The organism is Paenibacillus sp. FSL L8-0435 (genome assembly GCF_037965655.1).
GTDB lineage: Bacteria > Bacillota > Bacilli > Paenibacillales > Paenibacillaceae > Paenibacillus.
Genome location: NZ_CP150185.1, coordinates 2,630,642 through 2,656,964 on the forward strand (window position 1 = coordinate 2,630,642; position 26,323 = coordinate 2,656,964).

At 47.7% G+C, this 26,323-nt stretch carries 24 protein-coding genes; 21 read left to right on the forward strand and 3 right to left on the reverse strand.

The window, feature by feature from the left end; all coding sequences use genetic code 11:
• Window positions 1-5 precede the first annotated feature (5 nt).
• Entirely contained in the window at window positions 6-596 is a 591-nt protein-coding gene (locus tag NST33_RS12140; RefSeq protein WP_076327803.1) for a DUF2062 domain-containing protein, read from the forward strand.
• Here NST33_RS12140 and NST33_RS12145 read toward each other — a convergent pair.
• A complete protein-coding gene (locus tag NST33_RS12145; RefSeq protein WP_221825017.1) occupies window positions 574-1,503 on the reverse strand; it encodes an AEC family transporter in 930 nt (309 codons plus the stop codon). The two genes, NST33_RS12140 and NST33_RS12145, sit on opposite strands and share 23 nt — an antisense overlap.
• 213 nt (window positions 1,504-1,716) lie before the next feature.
• Between NST33_RS12145 and NST33_RS12150 the strand changes: the two genes are divergently transcribed.
• The 13 genes from NST33_RS12150 (at window position 1,717) to NST33_RS12210 (ending at window position 17,789) form a co-directional block, all read left to right on the forward strand.
• The gene (locus tag NST33_RS12150) at window positions 1,717-2,799 is read left to right on the forward strand and encodes a lactonase family protein (protein WP_221825016.1); all 1,083 of its coding nucleotides are present in this window, start codon (window positions 1,717-1,719) and stop codon (window positions 2,797-2,799) included.
• Window positions 2,800-3,175: 376 nt separating this feature from the next.
• On the forward strand, window positions 3,176-3,808 hold the full coding sequence (gene hxlA, locus NST33_RS12155) for a 3-hexulose-6-phosphate synthase (protein WP_036670570.1): 633 nt from the start codon (window positions 3,176-3,178) through the stop codon (window positions 3,806-3,808).
• Window positions 3,809-3,812: 4 nt separating this feature from the next.
• A complete protein-coding gene (hxlB, locus tag NST33_RS12160) occupies window positions 3,813-4,376 on the forward strand; it encodes a 6-phospho-3-hexuloisomerase (protein WP_221825015.1) in 564 nt (187 codons plus the stop codon).
• 266 nt (window positions 4,377-4,642) lie between these two features.
• Window positions 4,643-5,002 carry a helix-turn-helix domain-containing protein gene (locus NST33_RS12165; RefSeq protein WP_062833989.1) on the forward strand — a complete coding sequence of 120 codons (360 nt, stop codon included), beginning with the start codon at window positions 4,643-4,645 and terminating at the stop codon, window positions 5,000-5,002.
• A gap of 391 nt (window positions 5,003-5,393) precedes the next feature.
• Window positions 5,394-7,196 (forward strand): oligoendopeptidase F, encoded by a 1,803-nt coding sequence (gene pepF, locus NST33_RS12170; protein WP_221825014.1) that lies wholly within the window; start codon window positions 5,394-5,396, stop codon window positions 7,194-7,196.
• A 111-nt stretch (window positions 7,197-7,307) separates the two neighbouring features.
• Complete coding sequence (locus tag NST33_RS12175; RefSeq protein ID WP_256704335.1) at window positions 7,308-7,823, forward strand: DUF2500 domain-containing protein; 516 nt, start codon at window positions 7,308-7,310, stop codon at window positions 7,821-7,823.
• A 235-nt stretch (window positions 7,824-8,058) separates the two neighbouring features.
• Window positions 8,059-9,552: a rhamnulokinase family protein gene (locus NST33_RS12180; RefSeq protein ID WP_076216147.1), complete on the forward strand. Its 1,494-nt coding sequence runs from the start codon at window positions 8,059-8,061 to the stop codon at window positions 9,550-9,552.
• 1 nt (window position 9,553) lies between these two features.
• Window positions 9,554-10,315 carry a DeoR/GlpR family DNA-binding transcription regulator gene (locus tag NST33_RS12185; protein ID WP_221825011.1) on the forward strand — a complete coding sequence of 254 codons (762 nt, stop codon included), beginning with the start codon at window positions 9,554-9,556 and terminating at the stop codon, window positions 10,313-10,315.
• 271 nt (window positions 10,316-10,586) lie between these two features.
• Window positions 10,587-11,315: a (Fe-S)-binding protein gene (locus NST33_RS12190; protein ID WP_221825009.1), complete on the forward strand. Its 729-nt coding sequence runs from the start codon at window positions 10,587-10,589 to the stop codon at window positions 11,313-11,315.
• A complete protein-coding gene (locus tag NST33_RS12195) occupies window positions 11,312-12,832 on the forward strand; it encodes a LutB/LldF family L-lactate oxidation iron-sulfur protein (RefSeq protein ID WP_339308003.1) in 1,521 nt (506 codons plus the stop codon). The genes NST33_RS12190 and NST33_RS12195 overlap by 4 nt, the downstream gene beginning before the upstream one ends.
• Window positions 12,822-13,547, forward strand: a complete 726-nt coding sequence (locus tag NST33_RS12200) for an LUD domain-containing protein (RefSeq protein WP_339308005.1) — start codon at window positions 12,822-12,824, stop codon at window positions 13,545-13,547. The genes NST33_RS12195 and NST33_RS12200 overlap by 11 nt, the downstream gene beginning before the upstream one ends.
• A 213-nt stretch (window positions 13,548-13,760) precedes the next feature.
• Entirely contained in the window at window positions 13,761-14,315 is a 555-nt protein-coding gene (locus tag NST33_RS12205) for a glutathione peroxidase (RefSeq protein WP_339308007.1), read from the forward strand.
• A gap of 300 nt (window positions 14,316-14,615) precedes the next feature.
• Window positions 14,616-17,789: a bifunctional cytochrome P450/NADPH--P450 reductase gene (locus NST33_RS12210; protein ID WP_339308009.1), complete on the forward strand. Its 3,174-nt coding sequence runs from the start codon at window positions 14,616-14,618 to the stop codon at window positions 17,787-17,789.
• A gap of 199 nt (window positions 17,790-17,988) precedes the next feature.
• On the opposite strand, the gene NST33_RS12215 is transcribed toward NST33_RS12210, so the two are convergent.
• A complete protein-coding gene (locus tag NST33_RS12215) occupies window positions 17,989-18,411 on the reverse strand; it encodes a hypothetical protein (protein WP_339308011.1) in 423 nt (140 codons plus the stop codon).
• Between the two features lie 124 nt (window positions 18,412-18,535).
• Here NST33_RS12215 and NST33_RS12220 point away from each other — a divergent pair, with 124 nt between their 5' ends.
• Window positions 18,536-18,880 carry a hypothetical protein gene (locus tag NST33_RS12220; RefSeq protein ID WP_215075235.1) on the forward strand — a complete coding sequence of 115 codons (345 nt, stop codon included), beginning with the start codon at window positions 18,536-18,538 and terminating at the stop codon, window positions 18,878-18,880.
• Between the two features lie 171 nt (window positions 18,881-19,051).
• Here NST33_RS12220 and NST33_RS12225 read toward each other — a convergent pair whose 3' ends face one another.
• A complete protein-coding gene (locus NST33_RS12225) occupies window positions 19,052-20,341 on the reverse strand; it encodes a Gfo/Idh/MocA family oxidoreductase (protein WP_221824983.1) in 1,290 nt (429 codons plus the stop codon).
• Between the two features lie 127 nt (window positions 20,342-20,468).
• On the opposite strand from NST33_RS12225, the gene NST33_RS12230 reads away from it, so the two are divergent.
• From NST33_RS12230 to NST33_RS12255, 6 genes are all read left to right on the forward strand, one after another.
• A complete protein-coding gene (locus tag NST33_RS12230; RefSeq protein WP_221824981.1) occupies window positions 20,469-21,371 on the forward strand; it encodes an AraC family transcriptional regulator in 903 nt (300 codons plus the stop codon).
• Window positions 21,368-21,814 (forward strand): RidA family protein, encoded by a 447-nt coding sequence (locus NST33_RS12235; protein WP_221824978.1) that lies wholly within the window; start codon window positions 21,368-21,370, stop codon window positions 21,812-21,814. Before NST33_RS12230 ends, NST33_RS12235 begins: the two co-directional genes overlap by 4 nt.
• 8 nt (window positions 21,815-21,822) lie before the next feature.
• On the forward strand, window positions 21,823-22,413 hold the full coding sequence (locus NST33_RS12240; RefSeq protein ID WP_221824975.1) for a GNAT family N-acetyltransferase: 591 nt from the start codon (window positions 21,823-21,825) through the stop codon (window positions 22,411-22,413).
• 13 nt (window positions 22,414-22,426) lie between these two features.
• The gene (locus NST33_RS12245) at window positions 22,427-23,239 is read left to right on the forward strand and encodes an aminoglycoside phosphotransferase family protein (protein WP_221824972.1); all 813 of its coding nucleotides are present in this window, start codon (window positions 22,427-22,429) and stop codon (window positions 23,237-23,239) included.
• A 280-nt stretch (window positions 23,240-23,519) separates the two neighbouring features.
• Window positions 23,520-25,742, forward strand: a complete 2,223-nt coding sequence (locus tag NST33_RS12250; RefSeq protein ID WP_221824970.1) for a class I SAM-dependent methyltransferase — start codon at window positions 23,520-23,522, stop codon at window positions 25,740-25,742.
• Complete coding sequence (locus tag NST33_RS12255) at window positions 25,739-26,317, forward strand: histidine phosphatase family protein (protein ID WP_260633022.1); 579 nt, start codon at window positions 25,739-25,741, stop codon at window positions 26,315-26,317. The genes NST33_RS12250 and NST33_RS12255 overlap by 4 nt, the downstream gene beginning before the upstream one ends.
• The last annotated feature ends 6 nt before the right edge of the window (window positions 26,318-26,323 follow it).

Below are 26,323 nucleotides of genomic sequence, written 5' to 3' on the forward strand. Positions count from 1 at the left end.
TCAGTATGAACACACAGAAGCGCAAGACTAACCGCTGGGTACGTTTAACACGTGCTATGAAGCTGAATTTCCTCAAATTGTTACGTGCTCCCGGAGGTGCCCATAAAGTATCTACCGGATTTGCCATAGGGTTCGGACTGGAACTGATCGTGATCTCGACGGCTTCCCTGATCTATCTCGTATTTTATCCGATTGTGCGACTGTCTGGGGGTTCGGTGCCAGCAGCGATTGTTGGCAATGTGATCGGGAAACTTACGTTTTTACCTATTATTCTGATGCCACTCGCCAAACAAATTGGCTCATGGATATTGCCTGCTCACAGCATGGGACAGGGACTGGTACATGAGAGTGCATTCATGGAGCTGTTTCGCGGGAACTGGTCGGCCGTGAGTGAATTGTTGCTTGGTGGACTGGATATTCTGGCAGGCATGTCCGTGTTTGGTGTCATTCTGGGTGTGATTTCGTACTTTGTCGTGAAATTCTTCTACGTCAGAGCGCTCAACCGGCGTTATGAACGCCGGTTGGAGAAACGCCGACAAGCGGACATCGCTTCGGTATCACCTCCGGTATTAATCAGGAAGCCATCACAATCATAATGGGCAGCATCAACATGGATGCAGCGGTGGTCCACAGAATACAGCGGGATACAAATTGCGGAGAAGCATTGAACTGTTCAGCCAAAATAACGGCGTTCACTGCGGTCGGCATCGATGCGAGGATCAGCAGCACACTGAACAACGTACCTTCGACCTGAAGAGCGGTCAGTATCAGCCAGGACAGGATCGGCGCAGCTGCGAGACGGACCACAAGCCCGGTCCAGAAAGCTCGGCGTACATTGGGTAGCCAAGGCACCGTTGCACCTTTTGGTCTGAGCATCTGGGCTCCCAGAATGGCGAGTACGACAGGAGAGTAGCCCGCAGCCAGCATAGAGATCCCTCCATCCAGTGCTTCAGGCAGGCTCAGATTGGATGCACGCAGCGCAATGGCGATGCCGGCAGCATAGATGGATGGCATGCGGAAAACGGACAGGATCGCATCTTTTACCGCGAATTCGGATCTCGCAGCAAAAAAGATACCTACCGTATTAACAATGATCATCTGTCCAATGACGTAGACGGAAGCCTTGTCGAGCCCAAGCTGACCAAAGGCAAGCAGCACAAGCGGGAGCCCGTAATTCACGCAGTTTGTAAACGTGGAGACGAGGGTGAGACCCGCTTTTTCGCTTGCACCCAGACGGAAAATCCGGCTTAACAGCTCGGCGAGTGCCCACAGGGCAATCAGATTAATAATAGAGAACCAGAATGTGCTGGTGACGTCCGTCCAGGTAATCTCTGCATGCAGCAATGTATTGAAGATGAGCGCAGGGCTCAAAATATAAAGGGAAAAGGTCGAGAGCGACCGGGTATCCCAATTTTTGAAGCGTTTTAACAGAATACCTCCGATCACGGGAAGTGAGATCGGCAAGAACACATGGTATAACGTGAGTAAAAATGAGTGAAGCAATGCAATTCAGTCCCTTCTGGATGAAAAACCTATCTTATCATAGCAGAAGATGCATCTCATATGAATGGATTTCAGTATGATGATGTGTAGTAATCGCCTTGTTTAACTAAGGATTCCCCTGAGGGCAGCGACAGCGGATTGCTATTTTGATATGGCAGATTTATTATAGAAGAGGTGCAACAAGATTACATACACATAGAGGAGGAAACTGTAATGAGTGAATCAAAACGCTTGCTCGTACTTGCTGGCTCTTACGCTGAAGCGGAAAATGAGGGCATTTATGCATATGAATTGAATGAGGATACAGGAAGCTTGTCCAAGCTTGACGGCATCGCGGGCGTGAAAAACCCAACGTTTGTCAACGTGGATGCTGAGGGTAACAAACTGTACGCGATTGGTGAAACAGCGTCAGCTGAGGGCAACAAAATGTCTGAAGCTGTAGCTCTGAGCATTGATCCTTCTACAGGAAAATTATCGTTGCTGAACCGGAATAACTCCATTTCAGCTCCGCCATGTCACATCCAGCGTGACCCTTCCGGCAAATTCTTGATTCTCTCCAGCTACCACGGTGGTCTGGTAGGTCTGCAAGCCTTGACGGATAACGGTGAAGTTGGAGCGCTTCTGGACGAGAAGAAACATGAAGGACAAGGTGCGCATCCTGAACGTCAGGACAAGCCACATGTGCACTCCGCATTCTTCAGCCCGGATGGTAAATACATGATGGTACAGGATCTGGGCGCAGATAACATCGCGATCTATTCCATTGATGCAAACAAAAATGAACTTGTGCTGCACAGTGAAACCAAAACACATCCGGGAGCAGGCCCACGTCACTTGGCGTTCCACCCGAATGGTCAATTCGCTTATGTCATCAATGAAGTGGATTCATCCATTACTTCGTTCCAATATGATGCAGCAGCGGGCACGTTGACTGAATTGTCTACAGTATCTACACTGCCTGATGGATATGATGGCAAAGAAAATACAACAGCAGAAATCACGGTTTCCAATGATGGACGTTATGTATATGGTTCCAACCGTGGACATGACAGCATCGTTGTATTTGCAGTAGATGCAGACCAAGGTCACCTGACACTGGTTGAACATGTATCTGCTGAAGGTGAGCACCCGCGTCATTTTGCTCTGACACCTAACGGCAAATTGCTGATCGCAGCTAACCGTGATACGAACAACCTCGTGACATTCACGGTAGATCAGGACAGCGGACGTCTGAAATACACAGGTCACAGCACAGGTGTATCCAAGCCGGTATGCGTGAAACCTGTATATCTGTAAAATGATAAATTTCTAAACCAGCCCTGGCTGGATTGAAAATGATAAAGATAAAGACCCTGCCATGTGGCGGGGTCTTTTATATTGAATATTTAATGGGATGATTAGGTTGCTGTTCTGCTGTAAGCAGGCGTATTGGAATAGAGGATTAATTCTATGTTGGATTCATCTAACAACGAAAAGTTGTCAATAGTATCGCCCAAGTAACTACCCCACTTCAAAGTGCGTACTTCCTGAATGGATAGTCAGAGTCTACAATAAGTGAGTAGCCAAAACAAACACTGCATGCATCTGAACAGACAAATTGGTGCAGGCTAAATATCTGATTATTATTTGTACAGGAACGACTCATACTTGAACAACAAAGGAGAAATAAATGATGAAATTGCAATTGGCGCTTGACTTGGTAAATATCCCTGAAGGTATCGCACTGGTTAAAGAGGTTGAACAATATATTGATATCGTTGAGATTGGTACACCAATCGTTATTAATGAAGGTTTGCACGCGGTTAAAGCGATGAAAGAAGCATTCCCTAATCTGCAAGTTCTTGCAGACCTTAAAATCATGGATGCTGGTGGTTATGAAATCATGAAAGCAGCTGAGGCTGGTGCGGATCTGATCACTGTGCTTGGGGCAACCAATGACAGTACGATCAAAGGTGCAGTAGCAGAAGCGAAGAAACAAAACAAACAAGTTCTTGTGGACATGATCAACGTGCCTAACCTTGAACAACGTGCTCGTGAAATTGATGCGCTTGGCGTAGATTACATCTGTGTACACACAGGTTATGACCTGCAAGCTGAAGGACAAAGCCCGTTCGAAGATCTGCAAACGATCAAAGCAGCTGTGAAAAATGCTAAAACGGCAGTCGCTGGTGGAATCAAGCTGGAAACATTGCCAGAAGTCATCAAAGCACAACCGGATCTGGTTATTGTAGGTGGCGGTATCACAGGACAAGCAGACAAAGCGGCAGTTGCAGCTGAAATGCAACGTCTCGTTAAACAAGGGTAAGCGAATGACCAAAACACAATACGCAGCTGACATCTTGAAGGAGCTGGAACGCACGTTAAGTCAGATCGATGATGCAGAGATGCAAGCGATGGCTGAACATATTCTGGCTGCAGAACAGATTTTTGTAGCAGGAGCAGGACGGTCGGGACTTATGGGAAAGGCTTTTGCCATGAGACTGATGCAGATGGGGCTTCGTGTATATGTGGTGGGCGAGACCGTAACACCTGGGATCAGCTCGAAGGATTTCCTCTTGCTGTGCTCTGGCTCAGGAGAGACAGGCAGTCTGGCAGCGATGGCTCAGAAGGCCAGTCAAGCAGGTGCACCTGTAGGACTCATTACAATTAAGCCAGAGTCCACGATTGGGAAATTGGCGACTACGATAGTGCGCCTTCCGGCTTCAGCCAAAGAGGACACAGCAACTTCCGGAGCGGCAGTAACCATTCAGCCGATGGGCTCGTTGTTCGAACAAGGACTATTAATCGGCATGGATGCTCTCATCCTTACGATGATGGAAATGAAGGGTATGACCGGAGCGGATATGTTTGGCCGCCACGCGAACCTGGAATAGTGAATAGTTGAAGACTGGAATCCTTTGATTATGAAGGGTTCTGGTCTTTTCTGCGATACATAGTCATTCATCTGTGTAGGTTTTATCCGTGATTTTCAGTTAAACTTTGCATCCCGACCAGGCTGTAGTAGAATTACTAGATAGCTGTATCGAATGAATGTACTTATTACATCATGCATGGAGCGGAAAGCTTACCTCGTGTGAAGTGTCCCCGTGATATGTGTAACATACGCGATATAAGATTGAAGATGAGGGGGCTCGGAGCCATGGCAGCCGAAGTCAAGGAACGGATTAATCTGAAAGAAATCAACTGTGAGAAGGAATTGACCCTTGCGGTGATCGGTGGCAAATGGAAACTGATTATTTTGTGGCATTTGGGTCTGGAAGGCACCAAACGTTTCAGCGAGCTGAAACGCCTAATCCCTCATATTACCCAGAAGATGCTGACCAACCAGCTTCGTGAGCTGGAGGAAGACAAGCTGATTGAGCGCAAGGTGTATGCAGAGGTACCTCCTCGGGTGGAATATACGTTGACCGATCACGGTCAGAGCCTGATGCCCGTCCTGCACGCGATGTATAACTGGGGTAAAAATTACGGTGAAAATGTAATCTGGAAAGAAAGCTAAACAAGTTTCTAAGAAAGCTAAATAAGTATGTTCTATAATGAACCGCCGGGTAAATGGATACTTCCATCACCTGGCGTTTTTTTTAGTTACTTTTAAATTTTGGTCAGTGGATCAATAGTTTACTCCAAACGCAGCGGGCAGAAATAGACTTAAGAAGCGAAGCGTTCGCCTTTATCAACGGATTTTCACCTTTAAAAAAGTGAATCAAAAAATCCGGGGATAACAGCGATCGAAGGGCTATTCTGCCAGCGGAGTAATAAGGAGTAATCCATTTGTCTGCTCTACCATAAATCCATACCAAAAGTCTCATTTTAGGTCATGTCATGTATAGATGAGCGGAATATGATACGATGAGAGATATTGGAAAATGCAAGGAGGATGACAACTAAAGATGGAAAAAATACGTACACGCGCTGAGGTAAATCAGGAAACGACTTGGGATTTGAGAGACTTGTTTGTAACCGATGCAGAATGGGAGCAGGAGCTTCGATCACTTCCACTGGCTGCTGCCCAGATCGAAACGTTCAAAGGACGTCTGGGCGAAGGCGCTGAACAATTGCTGGCTTGTCTGGATGCGCGTGAAGCTTTGCAGGAGCGGATCGGCAAGACGGCTTCTTATGCCCGCTTGAAGCAGTCCGAGGACAGCACCAATCCGGTGAATATTGAGAATTCAGCTAAAGCAGGAGATATCCTATCAAATCTGTCGTCGTCCTTGTCTTTTGTCAATTCGGAGATCATTGATTTGCCGGAGGGAACCGTTGAACGTTACCTTGAAGAACTTCCGGGATTGGAGCCGTATGCACGCAGTTTGGAGCGTTTGATTCGAGAAAAAGCACATCGGCTTACGCCAGAGACCGAGAAGGTACTTGCCTCACTTGGAGAGGTACTGGATTCTCCATACCGTATCTATCTGCGCGGTAAACTGGCAGACATGACGTTTGACGATGCTCTTGATGGAGAGGATAATACTCGTCCACTGTCCTGGTCATTCTACGAAAATAATTATGAGATGTCATCTGATACAAAGCTACGCCGTTCTGCTTATGCTGCATTCAGCTCGACATTAAATGATTACAAAAATACGTTCGCAGAAGGTTATGCAACCGAAGTGAAGAAACAGGTTGTTTTATCCAGGCTACGTGGTTACGACGATGTTACAGATATGCTTCTCAGCCCACAGCAAGTGAGCAAAGAGATGTACAATAATGTGCTCGATATTATCCAGCAGGAACTCGCACCTCATATGCGCAGACTGGCGGCTCTTAAGAAACGTGAGCTGGGTCTGGACAAACTGATGTTTTGTGATCTGAAGGCGCCGCTTGATCCTGAATTTAGCCCTGCCATTACATATGATGAGGCGTGCACACTCATTCGAGAAGCACTTGATGTGCTTGGGCCGGAGTACGGCGAGATCGTAGAGCGAGCATTCCGTGATCGCTGGGTGGATTACGCAGATAATGCAGGCAAATCCACAGGGGCATTTTGCTCCTCCATATATGGTTCACACTCCTATATCTTAATTTCATGGGCAAACAATATGCGCGGAGCATTTACGCTTGCCCATGAAGTGGGGCATGCAGGCCACTTCATGCTTGCGGGACGTTACCAACGGCTCACGAATACACGGCCATCTCTTTATTTTATTGAGGCACCGTCGACCATGAATGAAATGCTGCTGGCAGACCATCTATTGAAGCGTTCCGATAATCCGAGAATGCGTCGCTGGGTCATTTTGCAATTGTTGAACACATATTACCATAACTTCGTTACACATCTGCTGGAAGGTGAATTACAGCGCAGGGTGTACGCACGCGCAACCAATGATGAGCCCATTACGGCAAAGACGTTGAGTCAGCTCAAGGGAGACATCCTTTCCGAATTCTGGGGACCTGATCTGGTAATTGATGAAGGGGCCAAGCTCACGTGGATGAGACAACCTCATTATTATATGGGACTATATCCATATACCTATGCGGCAGGCTTGACGGCTTCCACAGCGGCTGCACAGCAGATTCGTGAAGAAGGACAGCCTGCGGTAGATCGCTGGCTTGATGCACTCAAAGCTGGTGGAAGTCTCACGCCACAGGAGTTAATGAAGCTTGCGGGTGTGGATATGTCCGGACCTGAGCCGATTCGCTCTGCGGTTGCTTATGTCGGCAGTCTGGTCGACGAACTTGAACGTCTGTATTCCTGATCTGGTTCATATAGTATACGGACAAGGCAGAACGGGTTGTCTGCATGCACCGCCTTCCTTGCGTGGGGGGCGGTGCATCTTATTTTTGCAAGGGGAAAGGAACGATGATGAATGGCGTTAACAAGCGAGTCCTCATCGATGGGCCGATTAAGCGTAGACGGCTTTGGTGTGTTTGACGACATGAATGGAGTACCAGGTTTTGAAGGCAATCAGGGTGGTTTTTTTTCGGGATTTAGTGAGTTTGCTGCAATGAATGCATTTGCTTCGATTTTCATTGGCGCCATATTTCTCATCATTGCGGGAGTTATTGTTTTTGTTATTATTTCAGGCATACGCTCAGGGATGTCAAATAACGCGGCAGCCTTGTTAACCCTGCACTCAACGGTGGTGACCAAACGAACGGAAGTTTCAGGTGGCAGCGGGGATAGCCGTGCGACTACCCGGTATTATGTTACATTTGAATTCGACAATGGGGAGCGCACTGAACTAATTGTTGGCGGAAACCATTATGGCATGATGGTGGAAAATGATCGAGGGATGCTGACGTATCAGGGGACACGATTCAAGCATTTTGAGAGAGATGTACAGCCCCAGTCCGGGGTAAGCAAAGGTCAATTTTATACGTAAAAAAAGAAATGCGGCTCCTCCCAAGTGGGAGAGAGTCGTTTTTGGTATACCCAAAAGAAAGAAATACCGAAGGGTATTCAAACGCTTACAATGGTGATATACTCGTAAAATAAAGTAAAACAGTATTAAACAAAAACAAACAAACAATAAATACAGAATAAAGTACAGGGTTACGGACTGAATCAAGAGATACCGTTTGGAAAATAGGATGGGTTCGAAAGGTTGGTGAAGCGCGGTGAGTGTGCTGGCTTATGATTTGGGCGCTGGGAGCGGGAGAGCGTTACTGGGACATCTGAATGATCGAGGGATCGAAACGAGCGAAATTCATCGGTTCAAGAATGAACCAGTGAAGGTTGGCGAGCGGATGCACTGGGATATTCTGCGATTGCATCATGAATTGTTGCAAGGGCTTACACTTGTGAAACAGCAGGGAGAAAAACCAGAGAGCCTGGGGATCGATTCGTGGGGCGTTGATTTTGGTCTGCTTGGCAGTAATGGTGAGTTGCTGGGTAACCCATATCATTACCGTGATACACAGTTTAACGGCATGATGGATCAGGTGCGCCAAGAGCTGAGCTCCCAGCGAATCTTCGAACGTACAGGGATTCAGTTTCTTAGCTTTAATACCTTGTATCAATTGGCGACACTTCAACGCAGCGGTTCCCCGTTACTTCATGAAGCAGAGCGTTTTCTCATGATTCCGGATTTACTACGTTATTTCCTGACCGGGGAAGCGGTGAATGAGTTTACCAATGCAACCACAACCCAATTATACAATCCATCAGCGGGGCAGTGGGATAGTGAGTTGCTGGCGCATATTCGCATTTCGGAGAAACTGTTTGGTGAAGCCGTGCTGCCAGGTACCCGTGTTGGACAATTGCGAAGCAGTATCTGTAACGATCTGGGATTGTCCCCGATTCCCGTGATCGCTGTTGCGGAGCATGATACGGGTTCAGCCGTTGTGGCTGTTCCTGCAACGGAACGTTCATTTGCTTATCTGAGCTGTGGAACCTGGTCCCTGATGGGTACGGAGATAGATCATCCTGCGATAAGTAGCCAGAGTCTGGCCTTGAACTTCACGAATGAAGGCGGGGCGGGCGGAACATTCCGTCTGCTGAAGAACATTATGGGCTTATGGATTTTGCAGGAAAGCATGCGGGAGTGGGACCGCCAGGGGCAGGGAATTAGCTATGATGTGTTATTGGCAAAGGCCGAACAGGCACCTCCATTTGCTAGTTTGTTTGACCCGGATGATGAACTGTTCATGCCCGCAGGAGATATGACGAAGCGTATACGTCAGTATTGCCGTGATACAGGGCAAGTGGTACCAGAGGATCAGGGGGCTATTGCCCGGGCAATTCTGGAGAGTCTGGCATTGAAGTATAGGAGAGTTCTGGAATGGACGGAGCAATTGTCGGGTCAGATGTTCAACGGATTGCATATGGTCGGTGGAGGCATCCAGAACCGCCTGTTATGTCAGTGGACTGCAAATTCCATTGGCAAGCCGGTATGGGCAGGTCCGGCAGAGGGAAGTGCCATCGGGAATATGGCTGTGCAATGGATGGCGAGCGGAGCTTTTAAAGATATCTGGGAGGCTCGTAAGGCCATTCGAGATTCATTTCCGGTAACTACGTATGAGCCGCAGGACAAGTCAATCTGGGAAGATGCTTACGGCAGATTTCTGCGTGTGACGGCTTCATCCAATTCACAAGCGGGGAGTGAGGTGTAACATGCTGGCAGCCGAGCGGTATGACCGAATTGTGGAGATGGTGAACGTAAAGGGCAGTATGCGTGTATCCGAGCTTAGTGAGCGCTGCCGGGTGACGGAGGAAACCATCCGGCGGGACCTGGATCGGCTGGAACAGGCAGGGCGACTGCGCCGATCTCACGGTGGTGCAGTGAGTGTGAAGGAAGATCAACCGGAGATCCCTTACCGGATCAGGGAGACAACACATGCGGAAGAGAAAAAGCGGATTGCACAAGCGGCTCTGGCGATGATTAATCCGGGTGATCGCATTCTGTTGGATGCCAGCACAACGGCAGGTTATATGGCAGCGAATATGCCGGATTTCCCGCTGACGGTCTTAACCAATTCGATTCAAATCGCCACTGAACTCAGCAGCCGTGACAAGGTTGAGGTCATCTCAACAGGGGGGCAGCTGGCATCGCGCTCGTTATCTTTTGTTGGGCCGCTGGCGGAGCGTTCTCTGGAAACGTATCACGTGGATAAAATGTTTATGTCGTGCAAAGGTGTACATCTCGAAGGTGGCGGAATCAGTGAATCCAATGAACTCCAGGCAAGGCTGAAGCAGAAGATGGTTGGCATTTCCGATCAGGTCATCTTACTTGCAGATGCCAGTAAATTTGGTGTCCGTGCTTTCGCCCGGGTATCCGGGTTAAATGCAGTCCATATGATCGTTACCGATCAGCCATTGGAGGCTGAACAGACAGACCGGTTGAGCGGATACGACATAGGGATCATTACAGTTTAAGATTTTAGAATTTACTTATATTAATTGAACTAAACATTTACACGAAACGGAGAGGACAGAAATAACTTGAAGAAGCGAAGCTAAAAGCTTTCTGAAAGAAAGCTGCATCGGAAGCATATACTGCGCCTTTATCCCCGGATTTTACCCTTACAAAAGTAAATTAAAAAATCTGGGGATAACAGCGATCGGAAGGTTATTCTGTCATCGGAGTGTCCAGTGTAAATATTCTTAGTCAATTCATCTACTAATCAGTTAATAGGAGCGTGTAATTATGAAGGTCTCCTTATTCATTACCTGCCTCAGCGATGCCATCTATCCCCGAGTGGGGGAGGCTATGGTCAGATTGCTCGCGGCTCATGGTGTTCGGCTGGATTTTCCGCCGAATCAGACCTGCTGCGGTCAGCCTTCCTACAATAGCGGGTACTGGGATGAGACTCGGGTAGCGGCCAAGACCATTCTTGAAGCGTTTGACGACAGTGATTTTGTGGTATGTCCTTCGGGATCGTGTACGTACATGATTCATCATTATCCCGAACTGTTCGCGGATGAACCAGTATGGTTGGAGAAGGCAAAACGATTGGAAGCCAAAGCTTATGAGTTTACTCAATTCCTCGTTCAAGTACTCGGGATAACCGATCTGGGCGCACATTTTCCGCACAAAGTAACCTATCATCCATCCTGTCATGGTAGCCGTTTGCTGGGTGTAAAGGATGAACCGATGGCGCTGCTCTCTCAGGTGAAAGGACTGGAATTGGTTCCACTCCCATTTGCTGAGGATTGTTGTGGGTTTGGAGGTACGTTTGCCATCAAAATGTCCGATATTTCAGGAGCGATGGTGACGGAGAAGGTCGATCATGTCAAAGAGACACAAGCCGAAGTGCTGGTTGGGCTGGACATGGCCTGTCTGATGAATATCGCAGGTAATCTGCGTTATCGGAATGAACCGGTGCGTGTGATGCATCTGGCGGAACTACTGTATGAGGGGGTGCGAACAGGATGAGCCAACCGGGAGTTATGGATACGACGGTCAAAGAACGTGCCGGACTGGCCTTGAATGATGATTTTCTGCGTAAAGCGGTCAAATTCACGACAGAACGATTGCGTAACGGAAAGAAGTCTGCCTCAGAAGAACATGGAAATTGGGATGAATGGCGGGAGCGTGGCCGTCAGATTCGTCTGCACACAATTGCATATCTGGATTATTACCTAAATGAATTTGTGAATAACGCCCGTGCGAACGGGGTTCATATTCATTTTGCAGATACATCGGTGGAAGCAGCGGCAATTGCGCTGGATATTGCGGCGCATAAGCAGGCTTCTACGGTGGTGAAATCCAAATCGATGGTGTCGGAGGAAGTGCATCTGAATCATGTGCTGGAGTCGGCGGGCATTGAAGCCATCGAGACTGACCTGGGTGAATATATCATTCAGTTGGCAGGCGAAGCTCCATCTCATATTGTCATTCCAGCCATCCATAAGAACCGCTACCAGATTGCCGAGTTGTTATCCAAGGAAGCGGGTGAAATTCTGGAGCCGGATACAACGGTACTTGCCGGATTTGTTCGCAAAAAGCTGCGCGAGAAATTCCTCGAAGCAGATATCGGCATGACCGGCTGCAATTTTGCGATTGCAGAGACAGGTTCCATGGTTTTGTTCGAAAATGAAGGTAATGCCCGTATGGTATCCACTGTTCCCAAAACACAGATTACACTGATGGGCATGGAGCGAATCATCCCGTCGTGGACGGATCTGGAGGTCATGGCAACCTTGTTACCACGCTCCGCAACAGGTCAGAAACTAACGATGTACATGTCAGGCATCACAGGTCCGCGTCGTACAGCGGATGGAGATGGACCAGATGAAATGCACATTATTATCGTGGACAACGGTCGATCCCTACAGCTTGGTGATCCTGAATTCCAGGAGTTGTTGAATTGTATTCGCTGTGGTGCTTGTCTGAATGCTTGTCCAGTATATCGTCATATTGGAGGTCATGCCTATGGTGGCACCTATAGTGGTCCGATTGGCGCGGTACTGACACCTGCACTCAATGGCAACATTGATGAATGGAACGATATTGCGGGTGCTTCGAGTCTGTGCGGAGCCTGTTATGAAGCATGTCCAGTTAAAATTCCGCTGCATGATATGCTCGTTTATTTACGTAGGCGTAAAGTGGAAGACGGCCATGGAAACAAAATGGAAAGCATGGGCATGAAGGGATTTGCCGCTGTTGTATCCAATTCCAAACGTTTCAGTGCGGCCATACGTCTGGGACAGATCGGGCAGAAGGCAGTTGTACGCAACAACGGCATTTCTCTCAAATTGGGACCACTTAAAGGCTGGAACAATTATCGGGTTGCGCCAAGCCTCGCCAAGAAATCCTTCCGGCAACAATGGAACAAGCTGGATCAGGAACTGAACCAGAAGCAACCGGCCTTGGATTCTTCTGTTCGCAGTCGCATGGAGCAAATTATACGTGAACGAGAGGAAGGGGAGGGTACTAAGCATGGTCACTGAACATCAGCAATGGCTTGCACAATTGGAGAAGAAGTCCATGGAGAAACAGGAGCAGTTCATGAATGACATTGCTTCGAAATTGAAGAGACCAAGGCAACGCCATGCGCCGACCCAACCCTTTCGGGGAGCCCCCGACTTTTGGACTGAACTGGAATGGGATGAAGAGAAGCGTATTCAAGCATTTACGGATAACTTTGTGAATGTAGGCGCACACATTGCCCGGGTTCAGAACATGGAAGAAGTGTCTCAATTTATAGCCAACAAATCTCATGAACTGAGTGCCAAATATATCATTCGGCAGAATGAACAGGCGTTACAGGATCTTGGGTTGGAAGAGCAGCTTCCGGACGTACAGATCTCAGTCTGGAATAGTCAGGCGGATGAGAACTGGAAGGCTCGTGCAGCTGAGGCAGATATCGGTGTGGTCATGGCGGATTATGCAACAGCATACACAGGCTCGGTCACTGTACTTTCTTCACCGGAAAAAGGTCGTTCAGTCAGTCTCTTGCCTACGGTACTCATCATCATTATTCCAGTGGACCGACTGTACACCAGACTGGGTGAGACGCTGGATCGATTTGACGAAGCGGGAAGAGAGAATCTTCCGGCAGGCATTCACTTTATTTCCGGGCCAAGCCGATCTTCCGATATTGAAAATGATTTAACCATTGGCGTACACGGACCAGGCATTGTTTATGGTTTAATTATGGGTTAACGGTGTCGAGTGTTATGGCACATCATGATTTTGATAACTGTCCGAGATGCAGTATTTGACTGCTGAGGGCAGTTTTTTATATGGCCTGCTATAGTTAAAAACTATCATAATTATATCAATTATATATTTTACCTATTAATAATGGAGGTGTATAATCCATCTCAAGAGAGAATTCATATGAGATACAAAAGAGAAAGAGGAGGATGAATACAGATGAGTATATTTTCTTACCAAGTTCCGTTTATGGATGGAATTAAGGGTGATTTTTCTGCTTTTAAAGGGAAGGTTCTGCTTATTGTGAATACAGCAAGTCGGTGCAGCTACTCCCGGCAATTCAGTGAACTTCAGCAGATGTATGAGAAATATGGTGATCAGGGGCTGGAGATTCTGGCGTTCCCGTGCAGCCAGTTTAACGACAAAGAACCTGGTAGTAGCGCTGAGGTAGCTGAGTATTGCAGAAGTCAGTTTCAGATATCCTTTCCGATTTTGGAGAAGGTTGAGGTCGTTGGGCAATCGATGCATCCTGTGTTTCGTTATCTGACTACAGAAGCGCCATTTCAAGGTTATGATCTGGACACGAAGGAAGGAGAGTGGATGGACACCTTTGTGAAAGAGAAGCATCCAGAATTGTATCAAGGTGACGGCATCAAATGGAGTTTCACCAAATTCCTGATTGACCGTAATGGGGATATCCATGGCCGTTTTGAAACGACAGTTGCTCCATTAGAGATGGAGTTGGCAATTCAGATTCTGTTAAAGAAATCATAAGTAACCCTTAATCACTGTCCTGAGGTCCTATGACTTTGGGACTGTTGAAGATTGGAACTGGAAATGTTAGGGTAAAAGAAGATAACGAAGTCATCCATTTTTTTTAATCAAAAATGACCAATATACCATTTCAGTCAGTTAGTTCTTTAAATGGTTTTATCGTTATCTGGATGAAATATGAAAATGTGCAAAAAATAACTTGAATCTGTTGATCTGAAGAGTAAGTGTAATCGCGTCTGTAAACCAAGTCATAATTTTTTAGTTGTAGAACTCTTAACTTGGAAAGAAGGAGTGAGTGTCATGCCACCAATTTCAGTGCCTCAACCAAAAACATTTGGCCCACTGGGCAATCTGCCGCAATTGAATTTTGAAGAGCCGGTGCAATCCTTGGTGAAACTTGCCGAAGAATATGGACCGATCTTTCGTATGGAGTACCCCGGGCGAAGTGAATTGTATATTTCAGGTCACGAACTGGTCGCCGAGGTAACAGATGAATCCAAATTCGACAAACGTGTGTGGGCCCCCCTTGCGAAGGTTCGTGCATTTGCAGGAGATGGACTATTTACGAGTTGGACCGAGGAGCCGAATTGGAAAAAAGCCCATAACGTACTGCTGCCAAGTTTCAGTCAACGTGCCATGCAGGGATATCACAACAAAATGATTGATCTGGCTGTGCAGCTGGTTCAGAAATGGTCACGATTGAACCCGGATGAGACAGTTAACGTTCCGGATGATATGACACGTCTTACGCTCGACACGATTGGCCTGTGTGGGTTCAACTATCGGTTTAACAGCTTCTATCGGGAAGAACCACATCCATTCATTACGAGCATGGTTCGTGCGTTGGATGAATCCATGAGTTCATTGCAGCGACTACGTCTGCAAGACAAGCTAATGATCACCAAAAAGAAACAGTTTGAACAGGATATCCGTTCCATGTTCTCCTTGGTGGATCACATTATTGCTGAACGCAAAGAGAAACCGCAGGAAGGCGCAGATGATCTGTTGTCCCACATGCTCAGCGGCAAGGACCCCGAGACAGGAGAAACACTGGATGATGAGAACATCCGTTATCAGATTATTACATTCCTGATTGCTGGACATGAGACCACAAGTGGGCTGTTATCCTTCGCCGTTTATTATCTGATGAAGAATCCGGATACGCTGGCTAAAGCCCAAGCTGAGGTGGATCAGATTCTGAAAGATCCGGTTCCCACGTACAACCAGGTTCGCAATCTGAAGTACGTCCGCATGGTTTTGAACGAAGCATTGCGGTTATGGCCAACGGCCCCGGCATTTTCTTTGTATGCAAAAGAGGACACGGTACTTGCAGGTCAATATCCTTTGCAAAAAGGAGACAGCGTCAGTGTACTTATTCCCAAACTGCATCGCGACCGCGAAGCCTGGGGAGACGACGTAGAGGAATTCCGCCCGGAACGGTTCGAAGATCCGAGCAAAGTGCCGCATGATGCCTATAAACCTTTTGGTAACGGTCAACGGGCCTGCATTGGTCAGCAGTTTGCACTTCAGGAAGCAACGCTGGTACTGGGCATGGTGTTGAAGCATTTTGACTTCATAGATCATTCTGATTATCAGTTAAAGGTGAAAGAAACGCTGACACTTAAACCGGATAACTTCACAATTCGGGTACGTGCGCGTGGGGGGCAGCCAGTCATGGCCGTTCCGGGTGTAGCGGTCGAAGAACCAAAGCCGGTTGCCAAAAGAACGGAGCCGGATGCAGCGAATGCCCACCACACACCGATGCTTGTTCTGTACGGTTCCAATCTGGGTACCGCTGAAGGCATTGCACGTGAAATTGCGGATACCGCCAGATATCAGGGTTTCCGGAGTGAGGTCGCTACGCTGGATGATCGTGTTGGCAAACTGCCAAAGGAGGGTGCCGTCATTATTGTCAGTGCATCCTATAACGGTCAGCCGCCAAGTAATGCCAAGATGTTTGTCGAGTGGATTGAACATGCGGATGCCAATGAATTCAAAGGGGTGCGTTTCGCCGTTCTTGGATGCGGTGACCACAACTGGGCCAGCACCTATCAGCGTATTCCGCGTTTAATAGATGAACAGTTATCTTCCAGAGGAGCAGAGCGGTTATCACCGCTGGGTGAGTCAGATGCCAGCGGTGATTTTGAGAAACAGGTGGGGGATTGGACGGAGCAACTATGGCCGGATCTCGCACGAACGATGGGACTGAAGCTAAATACAACCTCCAATAGCGAACGCAGTTCACTATCTGTACAGTTTGTCAGTGGGCTCGCCGTAACACCGCTTGCGGATACGTATGATGCCCATGTAGCGGAAGTACTGGAGAACAGAGAGCTTCACGACGCAGGCAGTGAACGCAGTACACGTCACCTGGAGATCAAATTGCCTGAAGGCATAACCTACAAGGAAGGGGATCATCTGGGTATTCTGCCGCAGAATCCACCGGAGCTGGTGGAACGTGTATTGCGTCGTTATGGATTCACCGGAACGGAGCATCTCGTTCTGGATGCATCTGGTCGAAGTGCCGCGCATCTGCCGCTGCATCAACCGGTTAACCTGTATGATCTGCTTAGTCATAGCGTTGAGCTTCAGGAGGCGGCAACTCGTGCGCAACTGAGAGAAATGGCAGCATACACCGTATGTCCACCGCATAAGAAGGAGCTTGAAGCGCTGCTTGATGAATCTGTGTATATGGATGAAGTGCGGAACAAACGGATCTCCATGCTGGATTATCTGGTGAAATATGAGGCATGTGAACTGCCGTTTGAGCGTTTCCTTGAATTACTGCCTTCATTAAAAGCCAGATATTATTCGATCTCCAGTTCACCGCGTGTTCAGCCCGATCAAGCGAGTATTACGGTCAGTGTTGTGCGTGCCCCGGCATGGAGTGGGCAGGGAGAATACAGAGGTATTGCGTCCAACTATCTGGCTAACCTGAAGTCGGGTGATGAGATCGTGATGTTTACGCGGACACCGGAATCCGGGTTTCAACTGCCGGAGGATGCACAGGTTCCCGTCATCATGGTAGGTCCGGGTACAGGTGTTGCTCCATTCCGAGGTTTCTTGCAGGCAAGGCATGTATTGAAGGAACAAGGCCAAGAGGTTGGCGAAGCCCATCTGTACTTTGGATGCCGGAACCCTGAGCATGATTATCTGTACAAAAATGAACTGGAAGCAGCCCAGCAAGAAGGGCTTGTGAAACTTCATACGGCCTTCTCCCGTGTAGACGGGGAGGAGAAATGTTATGTACAGCATCTGATGAGAGACGATGCCCATCATCTGATTCCTTTGCTTGAAGAGGGTGCGCATCTGTATATCTGCGGTGATGGCAGCAAGATGGCACCTGATGTGGAAGCTACACTCCAGCATGCGTACGCTGATATTCATGGCAAGTCCGCGAAAGAAGCAGAAGACTGGCTTAATCAGCTTCAGCAGGAAGGTCGTTATGCCAAGGATGTGTGGACAGGCATCTGATGTACACATGTGAAGGTTCAGCTTGATCCGTAACTGGCTGAGCGGTGAGATACAGAAGCAGTTCTGTTCTCACCGCTTTTTGACATAAAATGATTCTTCAGCAGATGAGTGGTTGCATGGGTTATAATTATATATTGGAAGGGAGCACCCGTATGCAGACATTTGGGAACCTTTGTATGGCTTGCGAAAAGAACCAGCTTTACTTCCGCCTACAAGGACGTTTCAGTTTTTTTCTTCCGGCGCATGGTCGATAGATCGACTCAACGCTGGAGAGAGGAAATAAAATACGGGAAGGAACTCTGCCTTTTCCCTGGAGTTCAAGATAATCCAGTCCCACGCCCACAAGTCTGATATTGTTAAATGCATTCCTGGAAGGGAAAGTCGTGCGGATTCCCACTCTGACGCCTCGCCGTGTTCGAGGAATATCGAATACCCGAATGGAATTCAGACTGAGTGGAATGAATAACTGCCGGTTTACTTTGATAAACTGCCTTGGATAGACACGACGAATACGTCCCGGTTCCAAGCCGGAGAGTGGAGTATTCAGTTCTGCAAGGTGCCCCTGGAGTTCTGCTAGGCGCTGCTGAAGTGTTTTTCCAGTATGGAGATGCCGCCAACTCATAAGTATTCCTCCGTTCGCCATTTGTACCTATTATATGAAGGAACGGGGTAGGAAGGTGTACGTTTGATAGCCCATGTTCGTTACGGCTAACGGGGTTTCATTTTATAATAGAGGAGTGATTCACATGATCGTAGAGATGTATAAAGATCTCATTCAGGATGAGCGTGGCAATTATTATCTGGCAGTACAGATGGATGGTAATGAGCTTACGCTTGTTAATGCATTCGTTGAAGCGGCATTCACACCTGAACTGATCTACAATGAAGAGTTTCGTACCAAACATAAAGAGATGGAAGGCGGGTTTGTAGGCAAAATTGCGATGGACCTGCTCAGGCACGATGTGGTCATGGGGATGAAGCAAATCGACCGCAAGCTGTTGAACCTGTCGGATGTGGAACAGCAGTTCACGGTGAATTATATTGATACGATTGAATTTTATCGTCACCCGGCGTGGAACCGGAAGGTGTAAAAGGAAAGACATTTCCTCTGTAAACAGAGAGAAGGTTCTTCTCCAATCCAATTGGCCATGATCTTACTTATACCAGCAACAGAATATATTGAGATGTAAAAGCGCAAGTGCAGGGCAGTAAGCCTTCGCAACTTGCGCTTTTTGACGTATATGGTCAACGACCTAGGAGACTTAGAAACGAACCAGATTATTGACGTTGACAGGCAAGCCCGTGGCGATAGCGCGATTGGCCGCAATACCCGTCAGAATGGATCTGGCACCGTCCACGTGGTTAGCTGCACGATGGAACGGATCTTCTACAGGCTCTCCAAACAGATCGTTCAGCAGAACCGGGTCACCTCCGCCATGTCCACCTGCTTTCTCTTCCACTTCAACCTTATATGGCGCATCAAACATTGGAAGAACCCGTAACGTTTTACCGATCAAAGCACCTTCTTTACTTTTGTCACCCAATGAATTGACATAGGATTGCTCCACAATGTTCATTTCAATCCGGCCTTTGGTGCCATTAATGGCAATGCGGTAACCTTCCCATGGCTGGTAGGCAACGAGGGAGTAGGTCAGAATGGCTTTGTTCCGATACTTCACCAGAACACCCATCGTATCCTCAATGTTGATGCCATCCCCAAATACGCTTTGATCCCGCTGATAACCATCTTCTGATTCAGCATCCAGATACATGGACTTCATATGAGCATCCGAATCCAGATGAAGTGCAAAAGGATCTTCTTTTGCGATCGGATTGCCAGTTGCCCGATTGTAGAACTGCGTTACACCGCGTTCTTCTGCGTTTTCTCTGCCGTAATACATGAGATCACCAAATGCAAACACGGTGTCCGGCTGTGAGCCGATCCAGAAATTCACCAAGTCGAAGTGATGGGTAGATTTATGCACGAGCAGTCCGCCGCTATTACGCTTGTCCCGATGCCAACGGCGGAAATAGTCTGCCCCGTGGCGGGTATTCAGCAGCCACTCGAAGTGAACGGAAGTGACTTTTCCAATGGTATCATTTTGAATAAGTTCCCGAATCTTAGTATGGTGCGGTGCATAACGGTAGTTAAAGGTGACCCTTACATTCTGGCCAGTTCGCTTGACAGCATCCAGAATATCCTGACATTTCTCCTCATCGATCGTCATTGGTTTCTCGGTGACAACGTCACAACCCAGTTCCATCGCGCGAATGATGTACTTGTGATGGGTACGGTCAACGCTCGTTACGATGACATAGTCAGGCTTCTCGTTCTCAATCATCTGATCAAACTGATCTGCAGGATAAGTAGGTACCTCGGGATAATTGTATTTTTCCTTCAACAGTTGATTCGCGTAATTCATACGGACTTGATTTATATCACAAAAGCCGACAAGCTCGGAAGTATCCCTGTAATCCCGGGTTAAAGCACCATAAAAAAATTCGGCGCGGCCGCCGGTTCCAACTAATACATAACGTTTCTTGTTACTCATGTCTATCGCCTCCTTGAATATAGCTCTAGACTATAACAAGGGAGTACTTCTTTCGCCGCATTTTATGCGTAACCGCTTTCAAATGCCGCATATTTTGCTATAATTTATGGAAAGGAGAGAGGGAGACATGACAGAACCTTTTCGTGCGGATTTTCATGATCCTACGGATTTGCTGCACATCGAATATGATCGTCGCATTGGATATTTCTCGATGACGGATGACCATCTGCATGATCATTATGAGTTGTATTACCTGTTGTCTGGCGAGCGTATTTATTTCATTAAGGACCGAACCTATCGGGTAAAGGCTGGCGACCTAGTGTTTGTTGACCGAAATACGGTTCACAAGACATTGGAGAGCGGCATGCCTGACCATGAGCGGATGGTGCTGTATATGAAGCCTGAGCTTTTTGAAGCCATAGCTATTTCCGCAGAGTTAGTTGAAGGATTGAAGGAACCCTTTTGCTGGGAGATTCCTATTGTAAGGTTTCCATCTCAAGTCACTGAGGTTCTGGAACGGATGGTTAGCGAAATGGTGGATGAAATGCTTCGTCCTCAACCTGGAAGCAACCTGTTGCTTCGTCACCGGGCTATTGAATTGTTGCTGCATGCCTATCGTAATCAACACCTGGGCAGGTTAAGCTCCGATGATCGTGAGCCGGTTCTTCACCCCAAGACACAGGCAGTTGTACGTCACCTGAATGAGAACTATCAGAAACCACTGACATTACCGGAGGTGGCGAGCATGTTTCGCATTAGTCCGCATTATCTGAGTCGATTGTTCAAACAAACGACGGGCTTTACCTTCAGTGATTATCTGAATCTGTTACGGGTGAAGGAAGCACAGCGTTTGCTGCGAGAAAGTGAAGAATCCATTACGGACATCGCCTGGCTTGCGGGATTCAGTAACTTCTCTCATTTTGGCAAGATGTTCAAGCGTACCGTTCAGGTATCACCAAGAGTCTATAGGCAGGAATACAATGAATCGGGTTCCGTGAGGACCTTAAAAGAGGGAGAGAATGTACGATGATTGAAGCGAGATTAAATGAACTGGGGATTATTTTACCACAGGCCAGCGCCCCCGCAGCGAAATATGCCAATGCCGTTATTGTGAATGGAATCATGTATGTATCCGGGAAAGGGCCTGATACCTCCGAACGCGGTAAAGTTGGAGCAGACTTCACAACAGAACAGGGATATGAATTTGCCCGGAACGCTGGACTGGAGGTACTCGCTGTCGTTCGAGACGTGCTGGGTTCACTGGATCGGGTGAAGAGAGTGGTTAAAGTGCAGGGGTTTATCAATGCGTCCGCTTCGTATCAGGAGCATCATAAAGTGCTGAATGGATTCTCGGATCTGATGATGGAGGTATTTGGGGATCAGGGGGTACACGCTCGTTCCGTATTCGGTGCAGTGTCCGTAAGGGATAATTTTCCGCTGATCATTGATTCCATATTTCAGGTAGAGGAGTAAGTATAACGATGACCGAATCGTCTTCATTTAATCCAATTATGTTAACGATACCCGAGAGCTTCCATACGGAACGCCTCACAATTCGAGCACCGAAGTGGGGGGACGGTGCGGCTGTTAATGAAGCCGTCCGTGAGAGTGCGGAGCAGCTGCGGTTGTGGTTACCTTTTGCCAAGAAAATTCCTTCATTGGAAGAGTCAGAAGTCACTGTTCGCAAAGCAAGACTGCAATATCTGGAACGTACCGACATGATGTTACATTTGCGTGATAGACATACGGATGAATTCGTAGGCAGCAGCGGGTTACATCGCATCGACTGGAATGCACGCTGTTTTGAGATCGGTTACTGGATTCGAACATCGCGAGCTGGTGAGGGTTTGATGACAGAAGCGGTGAAAGGGATAGAGAATTTTGCCATTACTCATCTGGAGGCGAACCGGCTGGAGATCCGCTGTGATGCCCGCAATGTGCGAAGTGCCAAAGTAGCCGAACGAGCGGGTTATACGCTGGAAGGTATACTGCGCAAGATGCGGCGTGACAGCACAGGTACGCTGGTTGATTGTATGGTTTTCTCCAAAGTCAGAGGCAGTGAGTTCGAGTAAAGGGAGGGTAGATATGGAGCGAATTGGTCAGGGAAGAACTGCGGAAATCTATGCCTATTCGAACGAGCACATTATGAAGTTATATCGAATGGATTTTCCTCACGAAGCGGTTCAAAATGAATTTAGAATAAGTGAGCTGGCATACAAAAAAGGACTACCCGTCCCGCAGGCAGTATCCTTGATAGAACATACTACGTCGCGTGCTGGCATTGTTTTTGAGCGAATCCAAGGGATTACCCTGTTATCACTTATCATTCAGCAACCGGAGTTCCTAGAGCAGCTGGCGTTTAAAATGGCTGACTGCCATTACAGACTTCATTGTGAGCGAGATGATGAAGGGACACTCCCCTTACAGAAGCAGATTTTATCGGGAGCGATCCGCAATGTTCGATTATTGTCGGAGGACGATCAAGCGCGAGTCCTTTCTTACTTAACAACATTGCCTGATAGACAGCAGATCTGTCATGGCGATTTTCACCCTGATAATGTTATGCTCAGTGAGGCTGGCGATCAATACCGGGTCATTGATTGGATGACTGGAATGTCCGGTGATCCTGCGGGTGATGTGGCTCGAAGCTGGGTAATATTAATGAGTGCCACATTGCCGGAAGATACAGATCCTGCTATACGAATGGGGTTTGAAACGGCTCGTGAATCGCTGGTCAAATATTACATCCATCATTATATGCAACTTTCCGGGATTACACGTGTAGCAATAGAGTCCTGGATGCTGCCAGTTGCCGCCGCGCGTCTTGACGAGGATCTGCCTGCTCAAGAGGTGGAACAGCTGCTCAAGTTTGTTCAGGAACGAATTCGTCTGTTATAAAAGTTGAATTACATATTATTTACACTGACACTACGATGACAGAATAACCTTTCAATCGCTGTTATCCCCAGATTTTTTTGATTCCCTTTTCCGAAGGGGAAAATCCGGGGATAAAGGCGAAGCATATGCTTCCGAAGCAGCTTTCTTGCAGAAAGCTTTTAGCTTCGCTTTTTCAGGTTTTTTCTGTCCTCTCCGTTATCGTGTTAATGATTAGTTCAACATCTATAGACGAATCTAATGATTTTATATATAAGGGTAGAGAAAGAGAGGGGACATATTAATGCTGCATTCATTAAAGGCCATACAATCATACAAGTCAGGAAACACGCCGGAAGCCCAGCCATTATGGCTGCAACTGCTGGCAGCAGCAGAGAAGCCCCATATTAACCTCGAACGCATTCATTCCATTGCCGAACTTGAGGGAACAAATCCGGTGCTGGACTACACAGAGCGTACACTTCACGTGCTGGAGGAGCTTCAGGTTTCTTTTTGGGTGCGAGAAATTATGGAGGACGTATTAATCTGGTCAGAGACGGCGAAGGCCGGATCATTGGAGCAGCGGCGGGTATGGCAAAAGCAGGGCGTTAACTTGTTTGTACATAATGTGGGGTCCGCTCAGTTATATGATCTATACGCAGGGGCAGACCACCTGGATAATGACATCGGTAAGAGCAGGGAGACGAGTTTAAATCAACTTGGATCTCCGGGCGATGCCTTAAGTAAAAATGCGGATATAAACGAGCATGATGCGCTGAATTCACACACACCAAGGCATGAGGTTATTCGTACTCTAATTGCTACGCATGGACTTATTGGTCAATACATACGCGGCGAGATTCCATTTGCCGAGAATGCTTCGCTCCACGCCTTGATCGTCAAAGGATGGCTTACTACAGATGAGTTGCACACCATACTGATGGCACTAAATGAGTGCATTATCGCAGGTGTTGATCGAGCGTTATGGAATCAGGTTCAGGCTGAGGTACAGCGAATTGTAGGCTGGATTATCGCTGGACCGGATCATGAGGACTGGAACGTGAAGGAACGGTTATCCCGCTTAAGAAGTTCATCCATTCGGCAGGGAGAGGCAATGGATACGGCGTACGCCAAACTCCAAACCGAACTGGATGTAGAACAGGCGTTGGCTCCGCTGGCTCATCGTACTCTGTGGTATGTGGAGTCGGCCATGCAGGATTTTTCGTTGCAAGAGATGGTGAAAGTGTTCCTGTTGACGCTTCGCAGCGATAGCATGCATCCCGCATGCATGGAGAGTCGATCTGAAATCGTTCGCCATATCAGCTTCGAACCATTGATGAATACGATGTATTACGATTACAAAGGCGTCAAGAAGCTCAATATTTACAAGAAACGAATGATTGAAAAATATTTGGAACAGTATGCGTGGGAACAGATTACGGCAGGGGAGCAGATCGTCTATCCCCATCTAACACATCGCATTGAGCGTCATGCGGATCTGCCGGATACACTGTTTGTGACCTTTGAATTTTCTCCAGCGGCGGAGAAGCTGATTGCATTCTGTATTGAAGCAGAAAAGTCACCGTTATACGAGAAGGCTGTACTGCTGTTATTTGACCTGTTCGGATTGCGCCGGGATGCCTATGACCGCTTCCACAACGAAGAAACGTATTTGTCCGATATGAACAGCTCCGGTGATTATAAAAAAGTACTGCTCGACTATATCGTTGGTAAACGGGTACTGGATATCGGTCCAGGTGGAGGAATTCTGCTGGATCTGATTGAGCAGGAAAAACCGGAAGTGGAGCCGATTGGTATCGATATCTCAGCCAATGTCATTGAAGCGCTGGAGCGCAAAAAACAGCGTGAGGGACATCGCTGGCAAGTGATGAAAGGCGATGCCCTGCAACTGGAGCAATATGTGCAGCCAGGCACAGTGGATACGGTTATTTTTTCATCCATTCTGCATGAATTATATTCATATATTGAACTGGACGGTCGAAGATTTAATTCCGATACGGTTGTAGCAGCGCTGAGAAGTTCATTCCGTGTGCTGTCACCTGGAGGAAGAATTCTGATTCGGGATGGGATCATGAGTGAACCGGAGGCACAGAAGCGCCGGATTCGTTTCCTGGAAGAGGATGGGATGCGCTGGCTGGAGCGGTATGCAGAGGATTTTCAGGGACGTGCAATTGAATATGAGCGGATCTCAGACGATGAGGTCGTATTGCCGATTAACGATGCGATGGAATTTCTTTACACGTATACGTGGGGTGAAGAGGCATACGTGCATGAAATTCAGGAGCAGTTCGGTATATTCACGCCGACAGCCTATGAGAGCTGTATTCGAGAAGCGCTGGGTGAACAAGCCGAAATTATTACTCTCCGACATTTCCTTCAAGAGGGGTACACGGAAGCACTCGGAGAACGAATGATCTTCATGAAGGAAAATGGTGAACCTGCGCCTTTGCCAGACAGTACCTGCCTGATTGTCATTGAGAAGAAAAAAGGGTTGGCGGATGGATGATGAGTGAGGCCAGTACGTTTTTGTATTTTGTCAGACATGCGGAGTCTCGATATGTTGAAGGAAGAGAACGCGAGCGTGGACTCACAGAGCAAGGTCATCTAGATGCAGGAACGGTTGCCAGTCTGCTCCATGGGGAGCAGATTCAACTGTTCTATTCTAGCCCTTACAGGCGAGCGGTGGATACGATTCAGATTCTGGCAGATCGGTCAGGTGGAATTGTGGTGACAGAGGAAGATCTGCGTGAACGCCAGTTGTCGAGTTCAGATGTGAAGCATGATAATTTTCGTGAAGCCAAGCAGCGGTTGTACCGTAATCCTACGTATGCGTATCCAGGTGGGGAGTCTGGTGAACAGGCTCGCTCAAGGGCAGTAGCGGTGATCGAGAAAATTTTGGATACACATGTGGGTCACAAGGTAGTCATTGGAACCCATGGAGATGTCATGACGCTTATTTTACAACATTATGATTCTTCCTACGGGTATGATTTCTGGGAGAAGACTACGATGCCGGATATCTATAAGTTGCAGTTTGATGGAACGCGCAAGTTGGTCCAGGTCACCCGATTGTGGGAGTGACAGAGT

Excerpts from the sequence above, each read along its gene's own strand:
- NST33_RS12195 (WP_339308003.1), top strand. The coding sequence starts at position 11,312 with ATGAGCCAACCGGGAGTTATGGATACGACGGTCAAAGAACGTGCCGGA.
- NST33_RS12250 (WP_221824970.1), top strand. The coding sequence starts at position 23,520 with ATGCTGCATTCATTAAAGGCCATACAATCATACAAGTCAGGAAACACG.
- NST33_RS12235 (WP_221824978.1), top strand. The coding sequence starts at position 21,368 with ATGATTGAAGCGAGATTAAATGAACTGGGGATTATTTTACCACAGGCC.
- hxlB (WP_221825015.1), top strand. The coding sequence starts at position 3,813 with ATGACCAAAACACAATACGCAGCTGACATCTTGAAGGAGCTGGAACGC.
- NST33_RS12205 (WP_339308007.1), top strand. The coding sequence starts at position 13,761 with ATGAGTATATTTTCTTACCAAGTTCCGTTTATGGATGGAATTAAGGGT.
- NST33_RS12165 (WP_062833989.1), top strand. The coding sequence starts at position 4,643 with ATGGCAGCCGAAGTCAAGGAACGGATTAATCTGAAAGAAATCAACTGT.
- NST33_RS12140 (WP_076327803.1), top strand. The coding sequence starts at position 6 with ATGAACACACAGAAGCGCAAGACTAACCGCTGGGTACGTTTAACACGT.
- NST33_RS12200 (WP_339308005.1), top strand. The coding sequence starts at position 12,822 with ATGGTCACTGAACATCAGCAATGGCTTGCACAATTGGAGAAGAAGTCC.
- NST33_RS12190 (WP_221825009.1), top strand. The coding sequence starts at position 10,587 with ATGAAGGTCTCCTTATTCATTACCTGCCTCAGCGATGCCATCTATCCC.
- NST33_RS12215 (WP_339308011.1), bottom strand. The coding sequence starts at position 18,411 with ATGAGTTGGCGGCATCTCCATACTGGAAAAACACTTCAGCAGCGCCTA.
- hxlA (WP_036670570.1), top strand. The coding sequence starts at position 3,176 with ATGAAATTGCAATTGGCGCTTGACTTGGTAAATATCCCTGAAGGTATC.
- NST33_RS12245 (WP_221824972.1), top strand. The coding sequence starts at position 22,427 with ATGGAGCGAATTGGTCAGGGAAGAACTGCGGAAATCTATGCCTATTCG.
- NST33_RS12210 (WP_339308009.1), top strand. The coding sequence starts at position 14,616 with ATGCCACCAATTTCAGTGCCTCAACCAAAAACATTTGGCCCACTGGGC.
- NST33_RS12240 (WP_221824975.1), top strand. The coding sequence starts at position 21,823 with ATGACCGAATCGTCTTCATTTAATCCAATTATGTTAACGATACCCGAG.
- pepF (WP_221825014.1), top strand. The coding sequence starts at position 5,394 with ATGGAAAAAATACGTACACGCGCTGAGGTAAATCAGGAAACGACTTGG.
- NST33_RS12255 (WP_260633022.1), top strand. The coding sequence starts at position 25,739 with ATGATGAGTGAGGCCAGTACGTTTTTGTATTTTGTCAGACATGCGGAG.
- NST33_RS12185 (WP_221825011.1), top strand. The coding sequence starts at position 9,554 with ATGCTGGCAGCCGAGCGGTATGACCGAATTGTGGAGATGGTGAACGTA.
- NST33_RS12220 (WP_215075235.1), top strand. The coding sequence starts at position 18,536 with ATGATCGTAGAGATGTATAAAGATCTCATTCAGGATGAGCGTGGCAAT.
- NST33_RS12230 (WP_221824981.1), top strand. The coding sequence starts at position 20,469 with ATGACAGAACCTTTTCGTGCGGATTTTCATGATCCTACGGATTTGCTG.
- NST33_RS12150 (WP_221825016.1), top strand. The coding sequence starts at position 1,717 with ATGAGTGAATCAAAACGCTTGCTCGTACTTGCTGGCTCTTACGCTGAA.
- NST33_RS12175 (WP_256704335.1), top strand. The coding sequence starts at position 7,308 with ATGGCGTTAACAAGCGAGTCCTCATCGATGGGCCGATTAAGCGTAGAC.
- NST33_RS12225 (WP_221824983.1), bottom strand. The coding sequence starts at position 20,341 with ATGAGTAACAAGAAACGTTATGTATTAGTTGGAACCGGCGGCCGCGCC.